Below are 20,124 nucleotides of genomic sequence, written 5' to 3'. Positions count from 1 at the left end.
TTGAAAATAAACGCCTTACTCTCCGTTTTCCCGAATTGAAACTACCGGTTAGCGCCACTCGGAATCACCTGCTTTAAGGTCTCACCTGAGATCCACTACCGCTCCCGTCACAGAACTGCGCGGATAAAGTCGTTACTATGGCACTGTTGTTGAACGCAGCGGCCCATCTGATTTCGTCATGGCCTCGCCTGCACAACCCGCAACTGCGCAACCGCCACTCCACCTCCGCATTGCTCTCGTCACCGTCGGATTCTCAGCTGTCATCGGGCAGATCATTCTCATGCGCGAACTCCTGGTCGCCTCTTACGGCAACGAACTCTCGCTCGGGATCATGCTTGCCGCCTGGCTTGCATTCACCGCCGTCGGCAGCAACCTCTTCGGCCGGTTGTTTCGCAGGAAGCTCCCGAGCCGTGTGCTCGCCGCCCTTCTTACCGCCAGCGCGCTCGCCATTTATTTCGCCATCTTTCTTGTCCGCAGCAGTCGCGCCTACTGGAATGCGTCTCCCGGCGAAGCACTCGGGCCCGTTCCGATTATCGTCACCACCCTCTTTACGCTGGCCATCTACTGCCCACTTTCCGGATGGCTCTTCACTGCCGGAAGCCGCTGCTACGCCGAGCACATGCCGGAAATCTCCTATGCCACCAGTTCCATGTATCTGCTGGAAGCTATCGGCTCCGCCGTCGGAGGTCTGCTCGCCAGTCTTCTCTTGCTCCGACTCTTCGACTCGCTTCAGATCGCCACGATCATCGCCCTCGTGAACGTCCTGGTCGCCATCTTCCTCACTGCCTCCAGCAAGCTCGCGCGCACCGCACTGACGTTAATCGTCCTCATCGCGGGCGCGACCATGATCGTCATTTCCAGCCGCCTTGAACTCCAGACCGTCGCACGCTCATGGCCCGGATTTCACGTCGTCGCCGCACGCATCTCGCCCTATGGCGCCCTCGCGGTTGTCGAGACCGAGGGAAATCGCAGTGTCATCCAGAACGGCACCATCCTGTTCACCGTCCCCGATCTGGCCGCTGCCGAAGAAGCCGTGCATTTTCCCCTTCTCCAGCACCCTTCTCCGCGTACCGTCCTTCTTATCGGTGGTGGACTCAACGGCAGTATCGCCGAAATCCTGAAGTATCCCACCGTCGAGCGCGTCGACTACGTCGAACTCGACCCGGCCGTCATACGCATCTCGCGCGACCATTTCCCGCAGCTCTGGGCTTCCCTCATCGCCGACCGCCGCATTCACATTCACGAACTCGACGGACGCCTCTTCCTGAATTCCACTCCACTGCGCTTTGACGTCGTCATCCTGAGCCTTCCCGAGCCACAAACTGCGCAGATCAACCGCTTCTACACCGAAGAGTCCTTCCAGGAAGTCTCGGCGCACCTCAACCCCGGCGGCGTTTTCGGATTCCAGATGCACGCATCCGAGGAATACCTCAATCCGCAGATGAAGGCCTTCCTTCGCTGCCTCAACGCAACCCTCCAGCGCGCCTTCGCCCACACCATCACCATTCCCGGCGAGGTTGTGCACTTCATTGCCACCGCACAGCCGGCCCTGCTCACCACCGACCCACAACTCCTGCTCACCCGACTCGACCAGAGGGGCGTACGCACCACCTTCTTCCGCGACTACTATCTTCCATTCCGCATCACGCCCGAGCGTGTGACATCTCTGGCCGAGAGTCTCAAGCCCACAGAGACAACCCGCATCAACCGCGACTTTGTTCCGATCGCTTACTTTTTCAATATCGAGTTGTGGAGCACGCAGTTCAACTCCCGCTACCGCGACGCATTCAACACCATAGCCAAAATACCGTTCGCTGCTGTTATCTGGGCGATATTCGCTCTGCTGCTTATCTCCGCCGTCACAAACTCCAGTCGGCGCGTCGCCGCAGGCTACTCCGTCGCCATGATGGGACTCACTCTCATGGTTCTTGAAATTCTCTTGCTGCTCGGATTCCAGGCCGTTTACGGATACGTCTTTAATGAACTCGCACTCATCATCGCCGGGTTCATGATCGGAATGGCCACCGGCAGTTGGCTCGCTCTGCGGCACACGGAGAATCGAAACTCGATCCGCCTGCTATGGCTCACCCAAGTCGCCGCCGTTGTCGTGCTGCTCGCCGTAACCCCGCTTATAGTCGGCATGGGAAAGCTCACCGCGTTCGGTCTCCCAACCATCTTCTTGCACGCGGTTTTTCTCGTGTTCGCCGTCCTTTGCGGAATAGTTGGCGGCTTCCAGTTTCCGATCGGAATGCGTATCTTCTCGCACGTACGCCAACCCGCCTCTCCCGGCACGCTCTACGGCCTCGACCTCTTTGGCGCGTGCGTTGGCGCGCTCGTCATCAGTATGTGGTTGATACCAGTCTTTGGCTTTTATAAGACTGCCGGGATCGTCGCGCTCGCCAACCTCGGCCCCATCCTTCTGGCCGCACGAACGCCGCGGAATTCGTAATCAGTTCTTCAACTTCTCGTGATCTGAAAACACCACCGCTGAAAATGTGAACAGGTCGGTATCGGCGTCTCTCCACGCGTCCTTCTCCAGCCCGGCCTTGATTCCAATCTCTTCCAAAAACGTATCGCGGTTCCAGTGTTCCTCCACCGGAACCTGCGGCAACAGATATCCCTCCAGCGATCCCTTCCGCGCGATCAATCCGTCTCGCCCAACCTGGATGTTCTTCACATCCAACACATGCACGAACGGCGACAGAACGGATATCTCATACTCCAGATCCTTCAGCTCTTCAGGTTTCACCGGTGAAAACCGCGTATCACGGACCGCTGCCAGCGCGGCTACATCGCGCACCACCATATACAGCGGCATCACAGCCGAGGGATATCCCACGCATCCTCTCAGTTCACCTTTTCTCGTAAGTGTTACGAACGCACCCCTCTCCAGTTGAAGCTCCGTCAGCTTTGGCGGTGGCGGCTCATACATCTTGTGCTCCCGCACGGCGGTTTCCACCGAAAGCCGTGCTATCTTCAACAGCTCCGCTCGCCCCTCATCCGCGATGGCAGCTTTGGTCTCTACCGCCTCGTCCGCACCTTTAACCAACGCCATCGCCGAATACCCAACAACCCGTCCCTTATCGCCCGTCACATCACCGGAATTCGCGTACTTCAACACTCTCGGCGACGATGCACCCAGGTGTTGTGCCGCAATCATCACCGTCACAATCGGACCGCCGCCACACGCCTCCCATATCCCGCTTTCCAGGTTGTGGGACATAGAAAGAAAATCATTGTGCGTCACTGCATCGAGAAAGTTGTGGTCTCGTCTGGCTGCATCTTCATATGGGTGATAGTGCGACAAATCTGAACTGGCTACCATCAAGGTATCGGGATCATCCTTCAGCAGCTTTGCCAGCCCCATCCCAAGTTCCCGCATCGCTCCATACGATTGGTCGCCCATAACGATCGGAACTATCTTGAAATCGCCCAGCGTGCGTTGAAGAAATGGCAGTTGCACTTCCAGGCTGTGCTCCGACTGCTGACCTACTGCGTGCCCCGCACCCGACAGCCGAATGGACCTGCCTTGCGATGCCAACTTCTTCGCAAATTCCCGATCCACCAGAACTTTTCCCAACGGCGTCGTATAGGCGTCGCCGTTATACACCGAGCTGAATCCGATCTCTTCGAAATGCGACGGGCCGATCAGCACAACCCGCTTGAACTTCTTACCCTTCAACTGCGCATAAGAGTACGCCGCCACCGGCCCCGAATACGGATACCCTGCATGGGGTACGACCAGGCCGATCAAAGTACCACCTACCTGCAGCACACCCGCCTTGGCCAATTCGCCGTCAACGAACGCCGCGAGTTGCGTCGGGTCCGCAGGGTAGAACGTGCCCGCCACCGCCGCCGCACGGTCCTTCGGTTGCTCTGCTCCGCGACACGACACAATCGCCAGCAGCACCGCGATTGCATACACGCCTGCTATGAACGATTTCCTCATCACGGCCTCCTGCGATCAGGCCCACACGCCCGGAATCACCTGCGCACACTTGTTGCACTTACCCGCTTTCACGTTCATCGTGGCGACAGAAAACCCGGTTCGCTCGATCAGCAGTTGCCGGCACTTCGGACAATACGTGTTCTCCGCTTTGTGGCCCGGCACATTCCCGATGTACACGTAATGCAGCCCTTCGGAATCCGCAATTGCCTTGGCGCGCTCCAGCGTCTCCACCGGTGTCGGCGGAAGATTCTTCAGAAGATAGAGTGGATAAAACCGCGTGAAGTGCACCGGCACGTCCGGCCCCAACTCTGTCTTCACCCAGCGTGCCATATTGCGGAACTCGGCATCGCTGTCGTTCATGGTCGGCACCGTCAGGTACACGATCTCCAGCCATTTCCCATGCCGGCGAACCGTGCTGATACTGTTCAACACCGGCTTCAGTTCGCCTCGCACCACGTCGCGATAGTACGTCTCCGAAAACGACTTCAAATCAATCTTGATCGCATCCAGCCGCTCGCACAGGCTCCTCAGCGGTTGCTCCTGGATGAACCCGTTGCTCACCATCACGCTGCGGACGTCCTCTTTATGTCCCGCCTCAGCCGCATCCATCACGTAGTCCCAAAAGACAATCGGCTCGCTATAGGTGTAAGCGACCGACGCACAACGGTTCACTCGGGCGCCCGACGCAATCCCCTTCGGCGGAAGATACTGTGCTTCGAGTTCCTCCGGACGCGCCTGCGAAATCTGCCAGTTCTGGCAAAACTTGCAGTTCACGTTACAACCGCCGCTCGCCACCGAAAACGCCCGCGTCCCCGGCAGGAAGTGAAAGAACGGCTTCTTCTCAATCGGATCGATATGCGCCGCCACTACGCGCGAGTACACCAGCGTGTAATACGTTCCCCCGCGGTTCTCACGTACACGGCAGAAGCCTCGCTGTCCATCGGGGACCACGCACTCCCGCGGACACAGCTTGCACTGCACCAGCTTGTTCTGGAGTTTCTGGTAGAAAGCAGCTTCTTTTAAATAGCGGGAATTGTCCTCAGCCGCGGCGAGTGGCGTCAGCCCAAACGAATGTGCTGCGCCGAAGCACAAACACGCCGCTCCAACTTGCAGGAATGTGCGACGATCCGCGGGAACATTGCTGAACGGCAGGCTGTCCGTCAGCGACAAATCAGGGGAGCGTTTCGGACTGCTTTGCATCGTGCGCCTCCAACGCAAAACTCAGCCGCCTTGGCGGCCTCCGAACACTCCGCTACGTTTAGCACTTTCCATCCTGCGATTCAGTGACGTGCGGCATAACCTACACGTGCAGTCCGCAACCGCCCCACATGATCCCGCATCTCTTCTAAAATCTTTGCCTATGTCGCGCGCACGTCTCCTGTCGCTCGCTCTCCTCGTCCTCTCGTTCGCCTCCACCGCGCCCGCCCAGTCCGCCGATATCCGCTCTTACATCCAGAACGCATGGACCACCCTTCGCCGCTCCACCGACGACTGCAAGACCATCACCGACGAGCGTCATCCCGACCGCAAGCAGGTCATCTACTTCCCTGCCGATCAGCCTCTTCCCGCCGTCGCCGCCGATCTCGCCCGCCGCTGTAACGTCGACACTCGGCAACTTCCGAAGCCCATCACCGCACCCGGCACCTTCGATGCCGACCACTTCTCCCCTCACGGCCTGCTCTATCTGCCGCATCCCTACATCGTCCCCGGCGGTTTCTTCAACGAAATGTACGGCTGGGACAGCTACTTCATCATCCGCGGACTCCTGCTCGACAATCATCTCGACCTCGCTCGCGGCATGGTTGAAAACTTCTTCTATGAGATCGAGCACTACGGTTCCATCCTGAACGCGAACCGAACCTACTTCCTCACTCGCTCGCAACCGCCATTCCTCAGCGCCATGGTGATGGCCATCTACGACGCCAAGCCCGACCACGACTGGCTCATTCGCGCCTATCCCTACATCGAGCGCGACTACCACATGTGGACCTCTGGCAAGCATCTAGCCGGAATCACCGGCCTCTCCCGCTACTACGACTACGGCCAGGGACCCACCCCTGATATCGCCGCCGTGGGCGACCCTTACTACGCCGAGGTCATTTCCGCTCTCGCCACCAGCGGTATCGCCAGCAACTATCAGTCACTCTCCAGCACCATCGGCCCGCGCTATACCGTCACTGCATGTGTCACCGGTGCTGCCTGCGCTGCCCCGGCACAGACTGCCCTCACCGCCGACTACTACCAGGGCGATCGCGCCATGCGTGAATCCGGCTTCGACGTCTCCAATCGTTTCGGCCCCTATAGCGGCAAGACGCACCACTTCGCACCCGTCTGTCTTAACAGCCTGCTCTATCAAACGGAGAAGAACCTCCAGCGCATCGCGGAAATCTTGAACCGCCCCGCCGACGCGAAACGCTGGGCCGAACGCGCCCGAACGCGCCAGCAGCTCATGGAAAAGTATTTCTGGGATCCTCAGAAAAAGATGTACTTCGACTGGAATTTCACCGACTCAGCGCGCTCCACCTACGAGTACGCCACCACGTTCTACCCGCTGTGGGTCGGACTCGCCTCACCCGATCGCGCCCGCGACCTCATCTCTAACCTTGCGAAGTTTGAGCAGCCCGGTGGCATCGTCATGAGTACCTACGACACCCGCCTTCAATGGGATTTCCCCTACGGATGGGCGCCCATCAACCTCATCACCATCGAAGGACTCCGCCACTATCATGCCGACGAAGCCGCCAACCGTCTCTCACGAAAGTTCATCACCATGGTCGCCGAGAACTTCCAGCGCGACGGGACCATTCGCGAGAAATACAACGTCGTCACCCGCACCACGGAACAGAACGTCACCGCCGGATATCACGTCAACGTTATCGGCTTCGGCTGGACCAACGCCACTTTCCTCGCGCTCTGGAACGCATTGCCTAACTCGCAGAAGCCCGCCCTCAGTACCGCACCGAAACCCGCCTCTACCAGCCAGCGCCCTTCGTCTTCGTCTTTACCCTGAACACGTTGTGGTTCGCCGTGATAAAGAATGTCGATCCGTCTTCTCCCCACGCGCAGTTCGATGTCGGCACGCCGGTATCAATCCGCCCCAGCACTTTCCCCTGTGGCGAAATCACGTAGATACCGCCCGGTCCGCTCGCCCACAAGTTCCCGTGTACGTCGACTTTCAATCCGTCCGGCGATCCCTTCTTTTCCTTCGCAAATTCCGCGGCATCCAGTAACACGCGCCCTTTACCCAGCGTGCCGTCACTCTTCACCTCGAAGGCCATCCATAACTTCGATCCGGAATCCGACACATACAGCGTCTTCTCATCCGGAGAGAACGCAATCCCGTTCGGCGCCTTCATGTCCTTCACCAGCAGCGTCACTTTTCCGTCGCGGCCTAACCGGTACACGCCGTTAAGCCCAATCTCTCGCTGCGGATCTTCGAACGTCTTCGGCAAACCATAAGGAGGGTCGGTGAAATACAAATCGCCATTCTTCTTGAATATCAGGTCGTTCGGGCTGTTGAACCGCTTTCCCTCATAGCGGTCCGCCAGCGTCTTGAATGACCGATCCGCCTGCAACTGCGCCACTCGCCTGTCACCATGTTGACAAAGCGTCAGCGTCCCCTTGGCATCGAACGTCAGCCCATTCGACCCCGGCTCTCTCCCCGTGAACGGCTCCTTACCCGTGTACCCGCTCGGTTTCAGAAACTCCTTGGTCCCCTGTCCCGGCTTCCACTGGAACACCGTATTACGAATCACGTCGGAGAACAGCAGGTACCCGCCCTTGCGGTCCCACACCGGGCCTTCCGACCACTCCATGCCTTCGGCAATCTGTTCGAACTTCGCATCCGCCGCAAGCAGTTGATCGAATTGCGGATCCAGTTTCACCACCGTCGGAGTTTGCGCACTCGCCATAACCGCCATACCCAGCACCACAAGAAATCCCGCCAGCACCCGCATCCGAACACCTCCGCTCGATCTAGAAAGTCACGGTATATCGTGCCGTAAAGCTGCGCCCCGGAGCATCCACACCCCAACTGATCCCGCGATAATTGCGGTCCCCGATGTTCTCGAACTCCGCAATCACCGAATGCCTCTCGCCCACCCGGAATCCGCCGCGCAGGTTAAACGTCACGTAACCAGGGACATGATCATACAACGCGCCAGACGTCGCACCGCCCAATACTCGCGTCTGGATTTGTGCCAGTGTCTCTCCCGTCGCGATCAGCACATCGTCCGCGTTTCCGAATGTCCCATTCGGCCCCGGCGACACATACCCACGCACCGTTGCGCCGCGCCGGAAGAAGTTCTGAATCGAACTCAACGACCTCGTCGCGCCCGTTCTCCGATCCTCAATGTCCAGCGACGACAATCGCTCCTGCCTGTCCGCTGCATGGATGTAAGGCTCAACCCACCAGCGCCCATTCGTCGCCGTGTAGCGGATCTTCAGATATCCATCCGGAGCCGGAGTCCCGCCCTCAAAGTTCGGCGCCTGCCCTGTCCGTTCATCAGCCGCATGGATGTACGTGAACACCGTCCCGATGGTCCAGTTCGAAGTAACCCGCACGTCCGATCTCTGCTCCAGTCCCCAGATCCGCGCATCATCCCAGTTCGCGCGCACCAGCACCGGAGACGAGCTCGCCGCCACAAACACCGTTCCGGTCGGGTCCTGCGCCGTAATCGGCGTTCCGCCAAGCGTCTGGCCCACCGCACCCTGCGGAAGAATCAGCGCTTGCTTCGTAATGCTGTCGTTAATGTCGTTGATGAACCCCGAGAAGCTCATCGTGAAGTACTTGCTCCTCGTCCTTACGCCGAAGTCATAGCTCTGGCTGAACTCCGGCAGCAGTTGCACCACCGGCAAGCCGGAACTCGTCGCCGTCCGCGACGCCGAACTCCCGATCGTCGCTCCCATTCCCGCCACATCCGCAGCCGCTACCTCGAATCCTGATCCCGTCAGACCAAGCGTGCCCAGGTCTGTGATGTGTGGCGCGCGGAATCCCCGTCCGACATTCGCGAACAGAGCTACCGGCTCGATCGGCGCATACATCGCTCCCACCCGATAGGTCCATCCACCAACATCCAGCGAATCGTTCGGCCACAGCGGATTGCCATTCACCAGTGGACTGTCACTCTGCCGCGATTCATACGACGCTCGGCTGTACCTCAGCGATCCCGAAAGGGTCACCTGCTTGACTGGCGAATACACATCTTGCAGGTAAACGCCGCCGCTGCGGTACATCGCCTTGTCCGGCACGCGACCGCGCCGAATCGTGTACACGTGCGTCACCGGATCCTCCGCCCATGACGGCGCAGCGATCCTCTCGTTGTAATACTCACCGCCGAACAGCACATCGTGTCCGCCCACGATCTTGTCCACAAAACCCTGGAGCCCATGTACGCGCATGCGCTCCGGCTCGTGTGTGATCGCCGCCAGCGGATTCCCGTTCCCTCCCTGGTTCACTCGTTCTTCGCGTTGCGCGTTGTAGGAATACGTCACCGTCGCGCGGTCGATGGCTCCCAGCCGGAATCTGTCCAGCCGCGCGTAGAACACATCGGTCATCATGTTGCGTAAATCGGCGATCAGGTTTCCGTCGCCGCCCAACAACTGGTCGTAACGTCGGCCTCCATCCTGCTGCGACCGGCTGTAATTCGTGGAGAGGTGCGTGTGCTCTTGTGGGGTCCAAACCGCCCGGAAACTGCCTCCGTATTGCGTAAACGCCGTGTCCGGCAGCCTCGAATCGATGAACATGTCTGACGGCAGCCCAAAAAACCGCGTGAAAGCCGAGTGAGAATCCACCCCTCCGCCCGGACGTAACCGGTTCACCTTCAGTCCATCCAGGTTCAGCACCGCGCCGAACTTCTTACGGCCATAATTCAGCAGCAGGTTCGATCCCGCACTCGCATCTGCGCTCGTTCCGATCAGGCTGTATTTGCCGCTCCACATCGGCGTATCCGAAAACGCAGGCGGTGTGCTCACCAGGTGGACCGTCCCTCCAATCCCATCGCTTCCGTACTGCGCGCTCGAAGCTCCGCGGATCAGTTCCACCGCGTCCAGTCCGCTCGCCTGGTTCACATTGAAGAACGTGTTGATCCCGCCGCGCTGAGCCGAATTCGAATACCTCACTCCGTCCACGAACACGTTGACGCGGTTGCCCGTCAGCCCGCGTATATAAATCCCGGAAACCGTGGGACTCGTCCTTTGCAGTGCGACGCCCTCTTCCTCTTGCGCCGCTTGCGCCAGCACAGCCTTAGACCGGATCGCCAACTCCTGCGCGCTGATCACATTCACCTGCTGCGTCGCCGTGTACGTCTCCTCAACCGAACCGCGCTCACCCGTCACCGTAATCTCCGACGGCTTCGTGGCTATATCCATATCCACCATCAGCGGTTTAGCCGACGATCCAACTTCCACAGCCAGCCGAACATCCGTAAAGCCGGCCGCCTGCACCCGCAGTTCGTAACTGCCCGGCGCAATTGGTCCCAGGTCGAATTCACCCGCCGCGTTTGTCTTTGTCGATCCAATGGTCGTCTGCGGCGCCGCAATCAGAGTCACCAAGGCATTCGGAACCGCCGCTCGTCCGTGTGCCTTAACTTCGCCGGAAAGGTGCGTGGTCTGGCCCGAAAGGGATATCGCTGGAGCCAGGAGAAGAAATATGACTGCGAACACTCGTACACCGTGCATGGATCACTTTGCTCCAGAGAGGAATCGTGGAGTATAGCTGTGCATCAATATCTACTAGAAGCCATAGTAGTGGCCACAATCGCCTTTGTTAGACTAGTTAGGATCGAAGCTGTACATGAATATCGCCGAAGCAATTCGGATTGCCCTGCTTTCTTTGTGGGCCAACAAGCTGCGCTCCGTACTTACCCTCCTCGGCGTAGTCATTGGCGTTGCCGCCGTCATCGCCGTCGTCACCTTCGTCAATGGTATTAACGGTTACGTGGCCGAGCGAATCTTCCGCCTCGGTGCCGACGTGTTCATCATCGGCAAGCAATCAGCCGTCATCACCAACGTGGACGAGTTCCTTGAAGGGCAGAAACGAAAAAATCTGACCCTTGAAGACTTTCACGCGGTCGCTGCAAGTTGCCACACGTGTACGTTTGTTGGCGCCAGCATCACCAATTTTGGTGGCCGCGTCAATTACGAGAATCAGTCCAGCACTGACACTCTCATCCGTGGCTTCGATCCCAACATGCAGACGATCTACGACCTCGAGCTCGTCGGTGGACGCGCGCTCAATTCCGGGGACCTCAACAACTCCTCGCGCGTGGCCATTATTGGGCAGGACATCAGTGACAAGCTGATGTCCGGAATCGATCCGATCGGCAAGGAAATCCGCGTCGATGGCGAGATATTTCGTGTGATCGGTCTCGGCAAGCGCGAAGGCAAAACGCTCGGCCAGAGCCGCGATAACTACGTGATGATGCCGATTACCACCTATCTGAAAAAGTACGGATCGCATAACACCAGCATCCGCATTTCAGGAAAGGCCGCGTCCGTCGGCGCCCCGCTTGAAGCGGCGATGGACGAAGCACGTTCCATTCTGCGCGCCCGGCGCCACGATCATCCCGGCCAGCCGGACAGCTTCGCCATCGAAACCAACGCGAGCTTTCTTGGTATTTGGTCCAGCATCAGCGGCAGTTTCTTTATTGCCATGATCGCCATCGCCGCCATTTCACTGGTCGTCGGCGGCATCGTCATCATGAACATCATGCTGGTTTCGGTCACCGAACGCACTCGCGAGATCGGCATCCGCAAGGCCATGGGTGCGCGCCAGCGCGATGTTCTGCGACAGTTCCTCATCGAATCCAGTACGCTCGCCATGGTTGGTGGTTTTTTCGGTATCGTTTTCGGAATCCTGATTGCCAAAGGCGTAACCTTAGCCATAGGGATGCCTTCGGCGATCAAGCTATGGGCAGTCCTCGCGGCAGTTGCCGTTGCCGCGAGCGTCGGGATTTTCTTCGGAGCCTATCCGGCCAATCGCGCCGCAAAGTTGGATCCGATCGTCGCACTCCGCTCGGAAACCTAAATAACTCTTACAGATGCTACGTCGCGACCATACCGAAACCGTCAACATGGCGCTGAGCACCATCATCAAGAACAAGATGCGCTCAGCCCTGACGATCCTTGGTGTCGTCATCGGCGTTGCCGTCGTGATCGCCATCTCCTCCGTTGTCCGCGGCCTGAACGCCAACGTAACCGGCGCCATTCAGGATATGGGCTCCAACATCGTCATGGCTTTTCATTTGAACGTCTTCACCTTCGGCCACATGACCGAGGAAATGCGAACCCGCAAGGAACTCACCTTCGAAGACGCCGAAGCCATGAAGGATTTGCCGCACGTGAAGTACGTCACCGCCGGCATCCGCTATTTTGAGCCCATGTTCGGCACCGGCACTTACGTCGTCAAATATGGCGGACGCAAGGTCAAGAACACCATCCTCGAAGGTGACACCGCCACCGCGCGTTACGTGTATGACTTACCCGTCAAGGAAGGCCGCTGGTTCGACGAAGTCGACGATGAGCGCCGCGCCAACGTCATCGTTCTCGGCTACGACACCGCGGAAGAACTTTTTGCGAACGAGTCCCCGCTGGGCAAGGAAATCAATATCGAAGGCCAACTCTTCACCGTGATCGGCGTCATGGACAAAACCAAGAGCGCCTTCGCGGGAGGCAAGAATCCCGACGACAACATGGTCCGCTTCCCGCTCAGCACGTTCCGGCGCCTTCATCCCGAACTCAAGCAGCACTGGATCTCCGTCAAGGCCACCTCGCATGAAGACATGCCAAAAGCCATCGACGAGATGCGCGAACTCCTGCGCCGCCGCCGCAAAGTCGCGCCCAGCGCACCCGATAACTTCGAGATCATGACCCAGGATTCCCTCACCGACGTCTGGAATCAGGTCACCGGAGCTGTCTTCATTTTCATGTTCGCCGTCTCCAGTGTCGGCCTGATCGTCGGCGGCGTCGGCGTCATGAACATCATGCTCGTCTCCGTCACCGAAAGGACCCGTGAGATCGGCGTCCGCAAAGCCATCGGTGCGCGCAAACGAGACATCCTTCTCCAGTTCACGCTCGAAGCCGTCACCCTCACCGCCGTCGGAGGCGTCGTGGGCATCCTCGTTGGCGGTTTTCTCACCTGGTTGGTTCGCCTCATCTGGGCATCCATGCCGGCCACCATGTCGCTCTTCTGGAGCCTCACTAGCTTTGCCATCGCCAGTTCCATCGGCCTGATCTTCGGCATTTATCCCGCCTGGAAAGCCGCCAACCTCGACCCCATCGAGGCCCTCCGCTACGAATAGCGCTGAGTACTGGAAACTGCGAACTCGATACTGGATACTACCTTCGAATGTTTGCCGCCCTCGCCATTCTGTTCGCGCTGTTAACGCTCGCCGGACTCGCCTACTACATCATCTCCATCTTCAGTGCCCGCTCCTTCCTGCACGACGCCGCCCTTCGTCAGCGCACCTCGTACACTCCGCCCGTCAGTTTCCTCAAGCCGCTGAAAGGCATTGACCCTGGCATCTATGAAGCGTTCCGCTCTCACTGCCTTCAGGACTATCCCGAATTCGAAATCGTCTTCGGCGTCAGCGATCCCAATGACGCCGCTATTCCGCTTGTTCAGCAACTCCAGCGCGAGTTCCCGTCGGTCGCCATCAAGCTCGTCATAGCCGAGCGCGCCCTCGGAGCCAACGGCAAAGTCAGCACCCTCGCGCAGATGCTGCCGCACGCGCGCTACGACCACCTCATCGTCAACGACAGCGACATCACCATCACCACCGATTACCTCAGTCGCGTGATGTCGCCGTTCGCCGACTCCAAAGTCGGAATGGTCACCTGTTTGTATCGTGGAATCGCCGCCAACACTCTCGGCTCAAAACTTGAATCGCTCGGAATCGCCACCGACTTCATCCCCGGTGTTCTCACCGCGCGCACACTGCAAGGCGTGAAGTTCGGACTGGGCTCCACCCTCGCCTTTCGCCGGTCGTCGCTTCAGCGCATCGGCGGATTCGAATCCCTCGTCGACCACCTCGCCGACGACTACGAGCTCGGCGCCCGTATCGCCGCCCTCGGCGAGAAGGTCATCGTCTCCGAGATGATCGTTGGCCACCATCTTCCCGCTTACACCTTCGGCGACTTCTTCGATCACCAGCTCCGTTGGGCGCGCGCCGTCCGCGACTCCCGCCGTGCCGGCTACCTCGGACTCGCCATCACTCACGCGCTACCTTGGGCACTGCTTGCCGTTCTCTTCGCCAAAGCTGCTCCGTGGTCGCTGGCCCTGCTGCTCGTGACCTTCCTCGTCCGCCTCACCATGGCCATCACCGTGGGACACCACGTCCTCCGCGACCCGCAACTCGCCCGTCACCTCTGGCTGTTGCCGCTCCGCGACGTCCTCGGTCTCGTCCTCTGGTTCGCCAGCTTCGCCGGACACACCATCGTTTGGCGCGGCGATCGATTCACGCTCAAGGATGGCAAGCTCCACCCCGCAAAGTCCTGAAAACAGGGCAGGTTTGACCCTGTCGCTTGAGCTCCGATATAATCAATTCACCGCGCGGGAGTAACTCAGTGGTAGAGTGCGACCTTGCCAAGGTCGAAGTCGCGGGTTCAAATCCCGTCTCCCGCTCCATGAGTTTTGGAACCCCTCGCTTGCGAGGGGTTTTCGCTCTCCGCCAGCATTTGTGACCAATAACCTTGGTCTCCAAAATGCCCGACGGTTATCCTTCTCATGTACGGCGCGGTCGCCAAGTGGTAAGGCCGAGGTCTGCAAAACCTCTATCGCCGGTTCGATTCCGGCCCGCGCCTCCAATCATTCATTCCTGCGTCAAAAACGGCGAATACGCCTCGAACCGGTAGCGCAAACTTGTCGCCTCGGGCGTCTCCTTCACCGCTTCCACTTCAACGTCAATCACCCGCCTCGCGCCTTTGAACTGCTTCACCCGTTCCGACTCCCAATCCACCGTCGCCCGCCCGCTCAGTTGCAGCGTCGTTCCTGTCTCGAAATCGAAAAACGCCAGCCCAACCGACGGATTCACCGCCACATTTCCCAGCGTGTTGAACATGTTGTTCCCCGAGTAATCCGGAAAAATCACCCGCGTCTCCGACTCCACTTTCACGAATCCCGGCAGTCCTCCGCGATGCGACGCATCCGCTCCGCTCTCCGGATGCGCGCTCGCGATGAAGAACGTATCTGCCTTGGCGATCATCGCCACCTGCTCTGTCCCCAGCTTCGCCGAAAGGCGCGCTTCACCTCCGCCGCCACCCGCCTCGCGAACCACCGTCCTCCGCTGGATGTACTGCGAGCAGTTCCCGTACGTCTGATCGATCCCAATCACCACCGACCCATCCGGTTCCACGCCGGCGCGTCCGTTGATCCGCACCCGAATCCGCCGCCCTAAATCGATCACCAGCATCCCGGCCTGCGGATTCCCCTTCACGTCCTCCACCGGAAGCCGCGTCTCAACCAACTTGGCGTCCAACCGGATCACCCGCAGATCCGGCACCTGGATCATCCCCGGCGCTCCCGCCACCACCGAAGCCCACACCCTGCCCTGCGCGTCTTTCGTCGCGAGCACCGCAAACCGCTGTTGCGCGAGGAATCCGACCATCCCCGGCTGAACGTACCGCTGATACATTCCGGTCAGCTCTTCCGCTGCTTCGCGCACCCCCGCCCGCGTCTGGACCTCCACTTCGCCCTCGTGCCAGGGTCCTTTCAGCTTTGTGCCCGGATCGCTCATGCCTATTCGATTGCCAACCCTGTCCTTTGATTCACTCGAATCTTTGACTCCCCTCAGCCACTGGCCTAGAATTTACCCAGCTATTCCGTATCGAGATGATATCCTCAGGCCCGCTTTGGCTCCGAGGAGCACCTCTCTGGAGACCGCTCATGTTTGGAAAAATTGGACTGCCTGAGATCCTTATCATCCTCGCCATCGCCCTGCTCATTTTCGGACCCCGTCGCCTCGGCGAACTCGGCAAGGGACTCGGCGAAGGCATCAAGAACTTCAAGTCGTCCGTCAAAGACGGCGAAAAAGAAGCCGAAGAAAAGAAGTAGCCGCCAAAAGCAAACGCCCGACCTCTCGGCCGGGCGCCACATCCTTCCTGAAAACTAAGCTGTTACCGCCGCCTTCTCTTCCTTCTCGTGCATCACCTTGGCCAGATTCGGTTCAAAGCACCGGCGGCACCGCGCTTCGTACATTCCCGTCGCGCCGACCACGATCAAATCGTCCACCGCAACCAGCCGCTGCGTATGTTTCGCCGGATTCCCACACTGCATACAGATCGCCAGCGTCTTCTGAATCTCGTCGGCGACGGCCAGCAACTCCGGCATCGGATGAAACGGCCTGCCCAGATAGTCCGTGTCCAGTCCGGCGATGATGATCCGCTTGCTCATGTCTGCCAGCCGCACCACCACATCCACCAACTCCGCGCCCAGGAACTGTCCCTCGTCGATGCCGATCACTTCCGTCCGCAGGTCCAGTTTCTCCTGCAACTCGGCCGCGGTCTTTACCGGAGTGGACCGTATCTTCAACGCCGAGTGCGACACAATGTGGTCGTCCGAATATCGCTGGTCGATCATCGGCTTGAAGATCTGCACCCTCTGTCGCGCGATCTCCGCCCTGCGCAAGCGGCGAATCAGCTCTTCGCTCTTGCCGCTGAACATCGGCCCGCAAACTACTTCAATCCACCCCAAACTACCCTTGGCAAAATTCATTGTTGTTTTCATTCCGAGCGGCGCGAGGAATCTCTCCTCACCTCTGCTCTTCCTTTTGTCATTCTGAGCGGCCGCAGGCCGCGAAGAATCCCTACCTGACCACCGGACTTCCTTTTGTCATTCCTTCCTTCTCGCCGAACCCGCAGGTTCAACCACGTACTTCGCCGCCAGAAACTCTTTCAACTCGTCGAACCCGCCGAACACTTCCGTCGCGCAACCGAGGATCCATCCGCTGACATTCCCGAGAGGCATTCCCAGCACCACGTACACGGGCATTCCACGCGAGTATGCCATCGTCAGTTCGCCCTGTGTGCCCGCGCCGCGCCCTGCTGCCTCGTCCCAGTGGCAGATCACGTAGTCCGACTTCTTCTCGATCCACTCCAGGTCCCAATCAATAATCTTCCGGATCGTCTTCTGGAATCGCGGCAGGTCCGTCGTCTTCCATTTGCGGAAGACCTTCACCTCGTCGTCGTCCAGGTTCTTCTTTTCGTCCAGCGCGGGGTCATAAACATCATGGCCCATTTCGCGGAGAAAAGGGGTGATCTCCGCTCGCCACGACTTCCCGTAATCCGCTGAATATTCGATGGAACCCGAAAGATACGCCAGCATGGAAACTGTGATTCTCTGTGTTTACGAGGGCAGCCGCAACACCTTTATTTCCACAGCCCCACACAGGATTTCCGCGCTGGGGTTGGAGTGCTATTTGTGGAGCTCTCTCGCCCCGGAACGACCGGTTTGTGGCCAAGCGAATGTGGAAACGCGTACGCCGGTCTCGTACAATCCCTCCCCATGCCTCCGAAAGCTGCCTACTCCACTCCGCTCCTCCACGTAGCGGACATCGAGCGCTCCATCCGCTTTTACGAAACGCTCGGCTTCACCATCGTCGACACCGACCGCTGCCAACCCCTCGGATGGGCGCGCCTTCACTGCGAAGGTGGAGCACTCATGTTCCTCCGCGCCGAACACACGATTGATCCGTCCCAACAAGGACTCATCCTCTACATGTACACACCTGACCTTCCCGCGCTTCGCCAGCACCTGCTCGCCAGCGGCCTTCAGTGTCCGGAAATCCGCTATCCGGAATACATGCTCAGCGGTGAAATTGTCATGAAAGATCCCGACGGCTACGTCGTCATGGTCGGGCACTGGGGAGAGAAGGAAAATCAGGAATGGCTGAAACGCATCGGGAAAGCATAAGTTCCGGGAATTCATGAAGAAGCATGGGATTGAGACGGCGTCGCGGCGGGAGATGGACTGAGAGCGGTTACTTATTTCGAGTTTCGCAAGCGTTCAATAACGGAATTTTCAGTCCTTGACTAACGGTGCTGATGCGCCCCGAATTGATGTCTTCAACGGCAAGATCGATTCGGTACCATCCAGACCGCAAGTAGAGGGGAATCTCGACGTTGAAATTGTTCTGAGCCGCAACCGACGCCAGATCGAATCTCACTTCTCGTTCGATCACCATCGCGATACTCCCTGTGAGCGTGACAAACGATGCATAGATATGCATAACGTCAGCTTTGTCTTGTGCGTCTTGTGATTGGGAAATTCGTGCGGCAGGTATGTTGAGTTTTAGAAGCACTTCTACTGTTCGATCTGTTGCCTTGTTGAAATCGGTTGAAAGCTGGAGTGCGAGCTCATTCAGAAAGGGACCTTTACTCGCTCGCTGCTCAAGACTTGTGTACTTGCTTCGAATCTTCTTGGGTGTGTTTAGGAAAGATTTTGGATCGCGGAGCAGCATTTTCTCTGCCGAAAGCTCACTTTTGGGAACATTCAACAAAGCGTCCGCCAGATTTCTGCTCACTTGTGACTGAAGGTCGCCACAATGGCAGACGTCGATCCAATTCACTGTGACGTTCTTCGCATCGAGTTCGGGAATGTACGCGTAACTCCAGACTTCACCGTCTTTGGTTCGTTCTATTTTGTCGGGTTTGCCATAGCGAATATAGAAATGGCCCCTTTCAGTCTTCCAGCCATCGGTCTTACCGAAGGAAAATAAGCGATTCGCCTCAATGACTCGGCGATAGTACTCATCGCGAAATTCGTTCTCGTATGTTTCCGGAGTCGGATCGCGACGATACCAGAAAAGGTCGATGAAGAGGTCTCGCTCCTCGTCGTTCTTAAGCGAATAGAAGAACTGCCGTTCTTGTGGCGTGATAATCGGATCGAATTCGTCTTTGGGCGGGTCGTAACAGTCTCGCGAGCCAAATGCCTGAACAGTTGGCGAGATCAGCAAGGCGATCAAGCACAAAGACAGGGCTAGTTTTCGGGCCATGAAGCGATATCGTACCTCGGATCGGCTCATCTTTGTGCCACTCGAAGCGAGCGACCTCCATAACCCCGCAGTCGAGAACCAGGCATTCGCAGATTCAAAGCAAAAGGCGCCGACAGGAATGCAATCGTGATTCGACCAAGGTCAGACTCACTCCATCTCCCGCCCCGACGCCGTCTCAATCCCGTGCTTCTTCAGGAATTCCCGGAACTCCTCCGCATACGACCGCTTCCGATGATGCTCTTCCTGTCTTGCGATGTACTGCTCAACAGCTTTCAAATTAGAAACCGACACGCTGAACGCACGATATCCCTGTTGCCACGCAAACAGATGATCCTCCTCGTTCATCCATTTGGAAGAGTCCGCCTTCAATGTGCGCACGATATTTGCCACCGCCATTCGGGGTGGCACCCACATCAACAGATGTACGTGATCTCCGGTCCCACCAATCGCCCTCACCTCGACACCCATCTCCCTCGCGATCGCGGCCAGGCAGGCATGCATCCGTTCCCTCTGCCGAATCCATGGCCTGCATTCCTTCGTTCCAAATATCAGGTGCACATAATTACGCGCATACGCGTGAGACATTCCTGAATTGTCGCGCTGTCGTTAAGGCGTTCCCACGAAATTGAGCTGCCCCCTGACTAAATTCTCGAATGCCGATCTTCCGTTTTGGGAATGGTGCATCTTGATGTCCATATGTCGAATGAACCCAAACCTCGCCGCAGGCGAGGTGACACAAGGGGGAGCCCAAGGCATAAGCCTTGGGTTGCAACCCACCACAATTCTTCCTACGAACCTCGCCGACAGGCGAGGTGACACATTGTGTGAGCCCAACGCGTAAGCGTTGGGTTATCGCCGCACAAGGCCTGTCCGGTGGCGGTGCGCAGCACCGCTGGCTCAATGCCCTAATTCCCACTCCGGAAGAATTGTTGTCAAGGGGGTCCACGCCCCCGTTTTCCCGTAAGCTCCTGATTTAACGGCAAATATATATTTCGGAATGTTGGCATGATGCCCCCGCCCAAATTGCTATTCTGAAAATGTAGGTGGTGAAGGCGTGTGTGGGGCGGACACTCCTGTCCGCCGCAGTTGCTTTTGCACTGCGGTGAAGATGCCAGTTCCGTCTCAGGACTTTCGTTGTCGGAGAACACAATCTTGTGCCTCGCAGCTAAGTCCTTTGTTATCAAATTG

Annotated in this window: 16 protein-coding genes and 2 tRNA genes; 9 read left to right on the top strand and 9 right to left on the bottom strand. The window is 58.2% G+C overall.

Going from position 1 to position 20,124, the window contains the following annotated elements; genetic code table 11:
• The first annotated feature begins 178 nt into the window (after window positions 1-178).
• Window positions 179-2,449: a fused MFS/spermidine synthase gene (locus tag VN577_04450; GenBank protein ID HWR14053.1), complete on the top strand. Its 2,271-nt coding sequence runs from the start codon at window positions 179-181 to the stop codon at window positions 2,447-2,449.
• Here the strand turns inward: VN577_04450 and amrB are convergent, their stop codons facing one another.
• Together amrB and amrS are read right to left on the bottom strand one after the other, a co-directional pair.
• On the bottom strand, window positions 2,450-3,949 hold the full coding sequence (gene amrB / locus VN577_04445) for an AmmeMemoRadiSam system protein B (protein HWR14052.1): 1,500 nt from the start codon (window positions 3,947-3,949) through the stop codon (window positions 2,450-2,452).
• 15 nt (window positions 3,950-3,964) lie between these two features.
• A complete protein-coding gene (gene amrS / locus VN577_04440) occupies window positions 3,965-5,149 on the bottom strand; it encodes an AmmeMemoRadiSam system radical SAM enzyme (GenBank protein HWR14051.1) in 1,185 nt (394 codons plus the stop codon).
• Window positions 5,150-5,309: 160 nt separating this feature from the next.
• Here amrS and VN577_04435 point away from each other — a divergent pair, with 160 nt between their 5' ends.
• Window positions 5,310-6,959: a trehalase family glycosidase gene (locus tag VN577_04435; GenBank protein ID HWR14050.1), complete on the top strand. Its 1,650-nt coding sequence runs from the start codon at window positions 5,310-5,312 to the stop codon at window positions 6,957-6,959.
• On the opposite strand, the gene VN577_04430 is transcribed toward VN577_04435, so the two are convergent.
• Both VN577_04430 and VN577_04425 read right to left on the bottom strand, forming a co-directional pair.
• Window positions 6,922-7,905: an SMP-30/gluconolactonase/LRE family protein gene (locus VN577_04430; protein ID HWR14049.1), complete on the bottom strand. Its 984-nt coding sequence runs from the start codon at window positions 7,903-7,905 to the stop codon at window positions 6,922-6,924. The two genes, VN577_04435 and VN577_04430, sit on opposite strands and share 38 nt — an antisense overlap.
• A gap of 19 nt (window positions 7,906-7,924) precedes the next feature.
• The gene (locus VN577_04425; protein ID HWR14048.1) at window positions 7,925-10,627 is read right to left on the bottom strand and encodes a TonB-dependent receptor; all 2,703 of its coding nucleotides are present in this window, start codon (window positions 10,625-10,627) and stop codon (window positions 7,925-7,927) included.
• 115 nt (window positions 10,628-10,742) lie between these two features.
• Here VN577_04425 and VN577_04420 point away from each other — a divergent pair, with 115 nt between their 5' ends.
• The 5 genes from VN577_04420 (at window position 10,743) to VN577_04400 (ending at window position 14,752) form a co-directional block, all read left to right on the top strand.
• The gene (locus VN577_04420; GenBank protein HWR14047.1) at window positions 10,743-11,975 is read left to right on the top strand and encodes an ABC transporter permease; all 1,233 of its coding nucleotides are present in this window, start codon (window positions 10,743-10,745) and stop codon (window positions 11,973-11,975) included.
• 13 nt (window positions 11,976-11,988) lie between these two features.
• A complete protein-coding gene (locus VN577_04415) occupies window positions 11,989-13,248 on the top strand; it encodes an ABC transporter permease (protein ID HWR14046.1) in 1,260 nt (419 codons plus the stop codon).
• 47 nt (window positions 13,249-13,295) lie between these two features.
• Window positions 13,296-14,444, top strand: a complete 1,149-nt coding sequence (gene hpnI / locus VN577_04410; GenBank protein HWR14045.1) for a bacteriohopanetetrol glucosamine biosynthesis glycosyltransferase HpnI — start codon at window positions 13,296-13,298, stop codon at window positions 14,442-14,444.
• A 54-nt stretch (window positions 14,445-14,498) separates the two neighbouring features.
• Window positions 14,499-14,573, top strand: a tRNA-Gly gene (locus VN577_04405).
• Between the two features lie 105 nt (window positions 14,574-14,678).
• Window positions 14,679-14,752: transfer RNA gene (locus VN577_04400), tRNA-Cys, on the top strand.
• 5 nt (window positions 14,753-14,757) lie between these two features.
• Here the strand turns inward: VN577_04400 and VN577_04395 are convergent.
• The gene (locus tag VN577_04395) at window positions 14,758-15,681 is read right to left on the bottom strand and encodes a pyridoxamine 5'-phosphate oxidase family protein (GenBank protein HWR14044.1); all 924 of its coding nucleotides are present in this window, start codon (window positions 15,679-15,681) and stop codon (window positions 14,758-14,760) included.
• Between the two features lie 149 nt (window positions 15,682-15,830).
• On the opposite strand from VN577_04395, the gene tatA reads away from it, so the two are divergent.
• Window positions 15,831-15,998: a twin-arginine translocase TatA/TatE family subunit gene (gene tatA / locus VN577_04390; protein HWR14043.1), complete on the top strand. Its 168-nt coding sequence runs from the start codon at window positions 15,831-15,833 to the stop codon at window positions 15,996-15,998.
• A gap of 54 nt (window positions 15,999-16,052) precedes the next feature.
• Here the strand turns inward: tatA and VN577_04385 are convergent, their stop codons facing one another.
• A complete protein-coding gene (locus tag VN577_04385; protein ID HWR14042.1) occupies window positions 16,053-16,658 on the bottom strand; it encodes a thymidine kinase in 606 nt (201 codons plus the stop codon).
• Between the two features lie 117 nt (window positions 16,659-16,775).
• Entirely contained in the window at window positions 16,776-17,267 is a 492-nt protein-coding gene (locus tag VN577_04380) for a hypothetical protein (protein ID HWR14041.1), read from the bottom strand.
• A gap of 180 nt (window positions 17,268-17,447) precedes the next feature.
• On the opposite strand from VN577_04380, the gene VN577_04375 reads away from it, so the two are divergent.
• A complete protein-coding gene (locus VN577_04375; GenBank protein ID HWR14040.1) occupies window positions 17,448-17,855 on the top strand; it encodes a VOC family protein in 408 nt (135 codons plus the stop codon).
• A 67-nt stretch (window positions 17,856-17,922) separates the two neighbouring features.
• Here the strand turns inward: VN577_04375 and VN577_04370 are convergent, their stop codons facing one another.
• Window positions 17,923-18,936 (bottom strand): GWxTD domain-containing protein, encoded by a 1,014-nt coding sequence (locus VN577_04370; protein HWR14039.1) that lies wholly within the window; start codon window positions 18,934-18,936, stop codon window positions 17,923-17,925.
• 147 nt (window positions 18,937-19,083) lie between these two features.
• Window positions 19,084-19,521 (bottom strand): IS200/IS605 family transposase, encoded by a 438-nt coding sequence (tnpA, locus tag VN577_04365; protein ID HWR14038.1) that lies wholly within the window; start codon window positions 19,519-19,521, stop codon window positions 19,084-19,086.
• Between the last annotated feature and the right edge of the window lie 603 nt (window positions 19,522-20,124).

The sequence above is a fragment of the Terriglobales bacterium genome (assembly GCA_035561515.1).
Classification (GTDB): Bacteria; Acidobacteriota; Terriglobia; order Terriglobales; family Acidobacteriaceae; genus DATMXP01.
The sequence above is the reverse complement of the archived record's forward strand: the minus strand, read 5'-3'. Positions and strand labels throughout refer to the sequence as shown.

Excerpts from the sequence above, each read along its gene's own strand:
- VN577_04450 (HWR14053.1), top strand. The coding sequence starts at position 179 with ATGGCCTCGCCTGCACAACCCGCAACTGCGCAACCGCCACTCCACCTC.
- VN577_04435 (HWR14050.1), top strand. The coding sequence starts at position 5,310 with ATGTCGCGCGCACGTCTCCTGTCGCTCGCTCTCCTCGTCCTCTCGTTC.
- VN577_04425 (HWR14048.1), bottom strand. The coding sequence starts at position 10,627 with ATGCACGGTGTACGAGTGTTCGCAGTCATATTTCTTCTCCTGGCTCCA.
- amrS (HWR14051.1), bottom strand. The coding sequence starts at position 5,149 with ATGCAAAGCAGTCCGAAACGCTCCCCTGATTTGTCGCTGACGGACAGC.
- VN577_04375 (HWR14040.1), top strand. The coding sequence starts at position 17,448 with ATGCCTCCGAAAGCTGCCTACTCCACTCCGCTCCTCCACGTAGCGGAC.
- amrB (HWR14052.1), bottom strand. The coding sequence starts at position 3,949 with ATGAGGAAATCGTTCATAGCAGGCGTGTATGCAATCGCGGTGCTGCTG.
- VN577_04430 (HWR14049.1), bottom strand. The coding sequence starts at position 7,905 with ATGCGGGTGCTGGCGGGATTTCTTGTGGTGCTGGGTATGGCGGTTATG.
- VN577_04380 (HWR14041.1), bottom strand. The coding sequence starts at position 17,267 with ATGCTGGCGTATCTTTCGGGTTCCATCGAATATTCAGCGGATTACGGG.
- VN577_04420 (HWR14047.1), top strand. The coding sequence starts at position 10,743 with ATGAATATCGCCGAAGCAATTCGGATTGCCCTGCTTTCTTTGTGGGCC.
- VN577_04415 (HWR14046.1), top strand. The coding sequence starts at position 11,989 with ATGCTACGTCGCGACCATACCGAAACCGTCAACATGGCGCTGAGCACC.
- VN577_04395 (HWR14044.1), bottom strand. The coding sequence starts at position 15,681 with ATGAGCGATCCGGGCACAAAGCTGAAAGGACCCTGGCACGAGGGCGAA.
- hpnI (HWR14045.1), top strand. The coding sequence starts at position 13,296 with ATGTTTGCCGCCCTCGCCATTCTGTTCGCGCTGTTAACGCTCGCCGGA.
- VN577_04385 (HWR14042.1), bottom strand. The coding sequence starts at position 16,658 with ATGAATTTTGCCAAGGGTAGTTTGGGGTGGATTGAAGTAGTTTGCGGG.
- tatA (HWR14043.1), top strand. The coding sequence starts at position 15,831 with ATGTTTGGAAAAATTGGACTGCCTGAGATCCTTATCATCCTCGCCATC.
- tnpA (HWR14038.1), bottom strand. The coding sequence starts at position 19,521 with ATGTCTCACGCGTATGCGCGTAATTATGTGCACCTGATATTTGGAACG.
- VN577_04370 (HWR14039.1), bottom strand. The coding sequence starts at position 18,936 with ATGGCCCGAAAACTAGCCCTGTCTTTGTGCTTGATCGCCTTGCTGATC.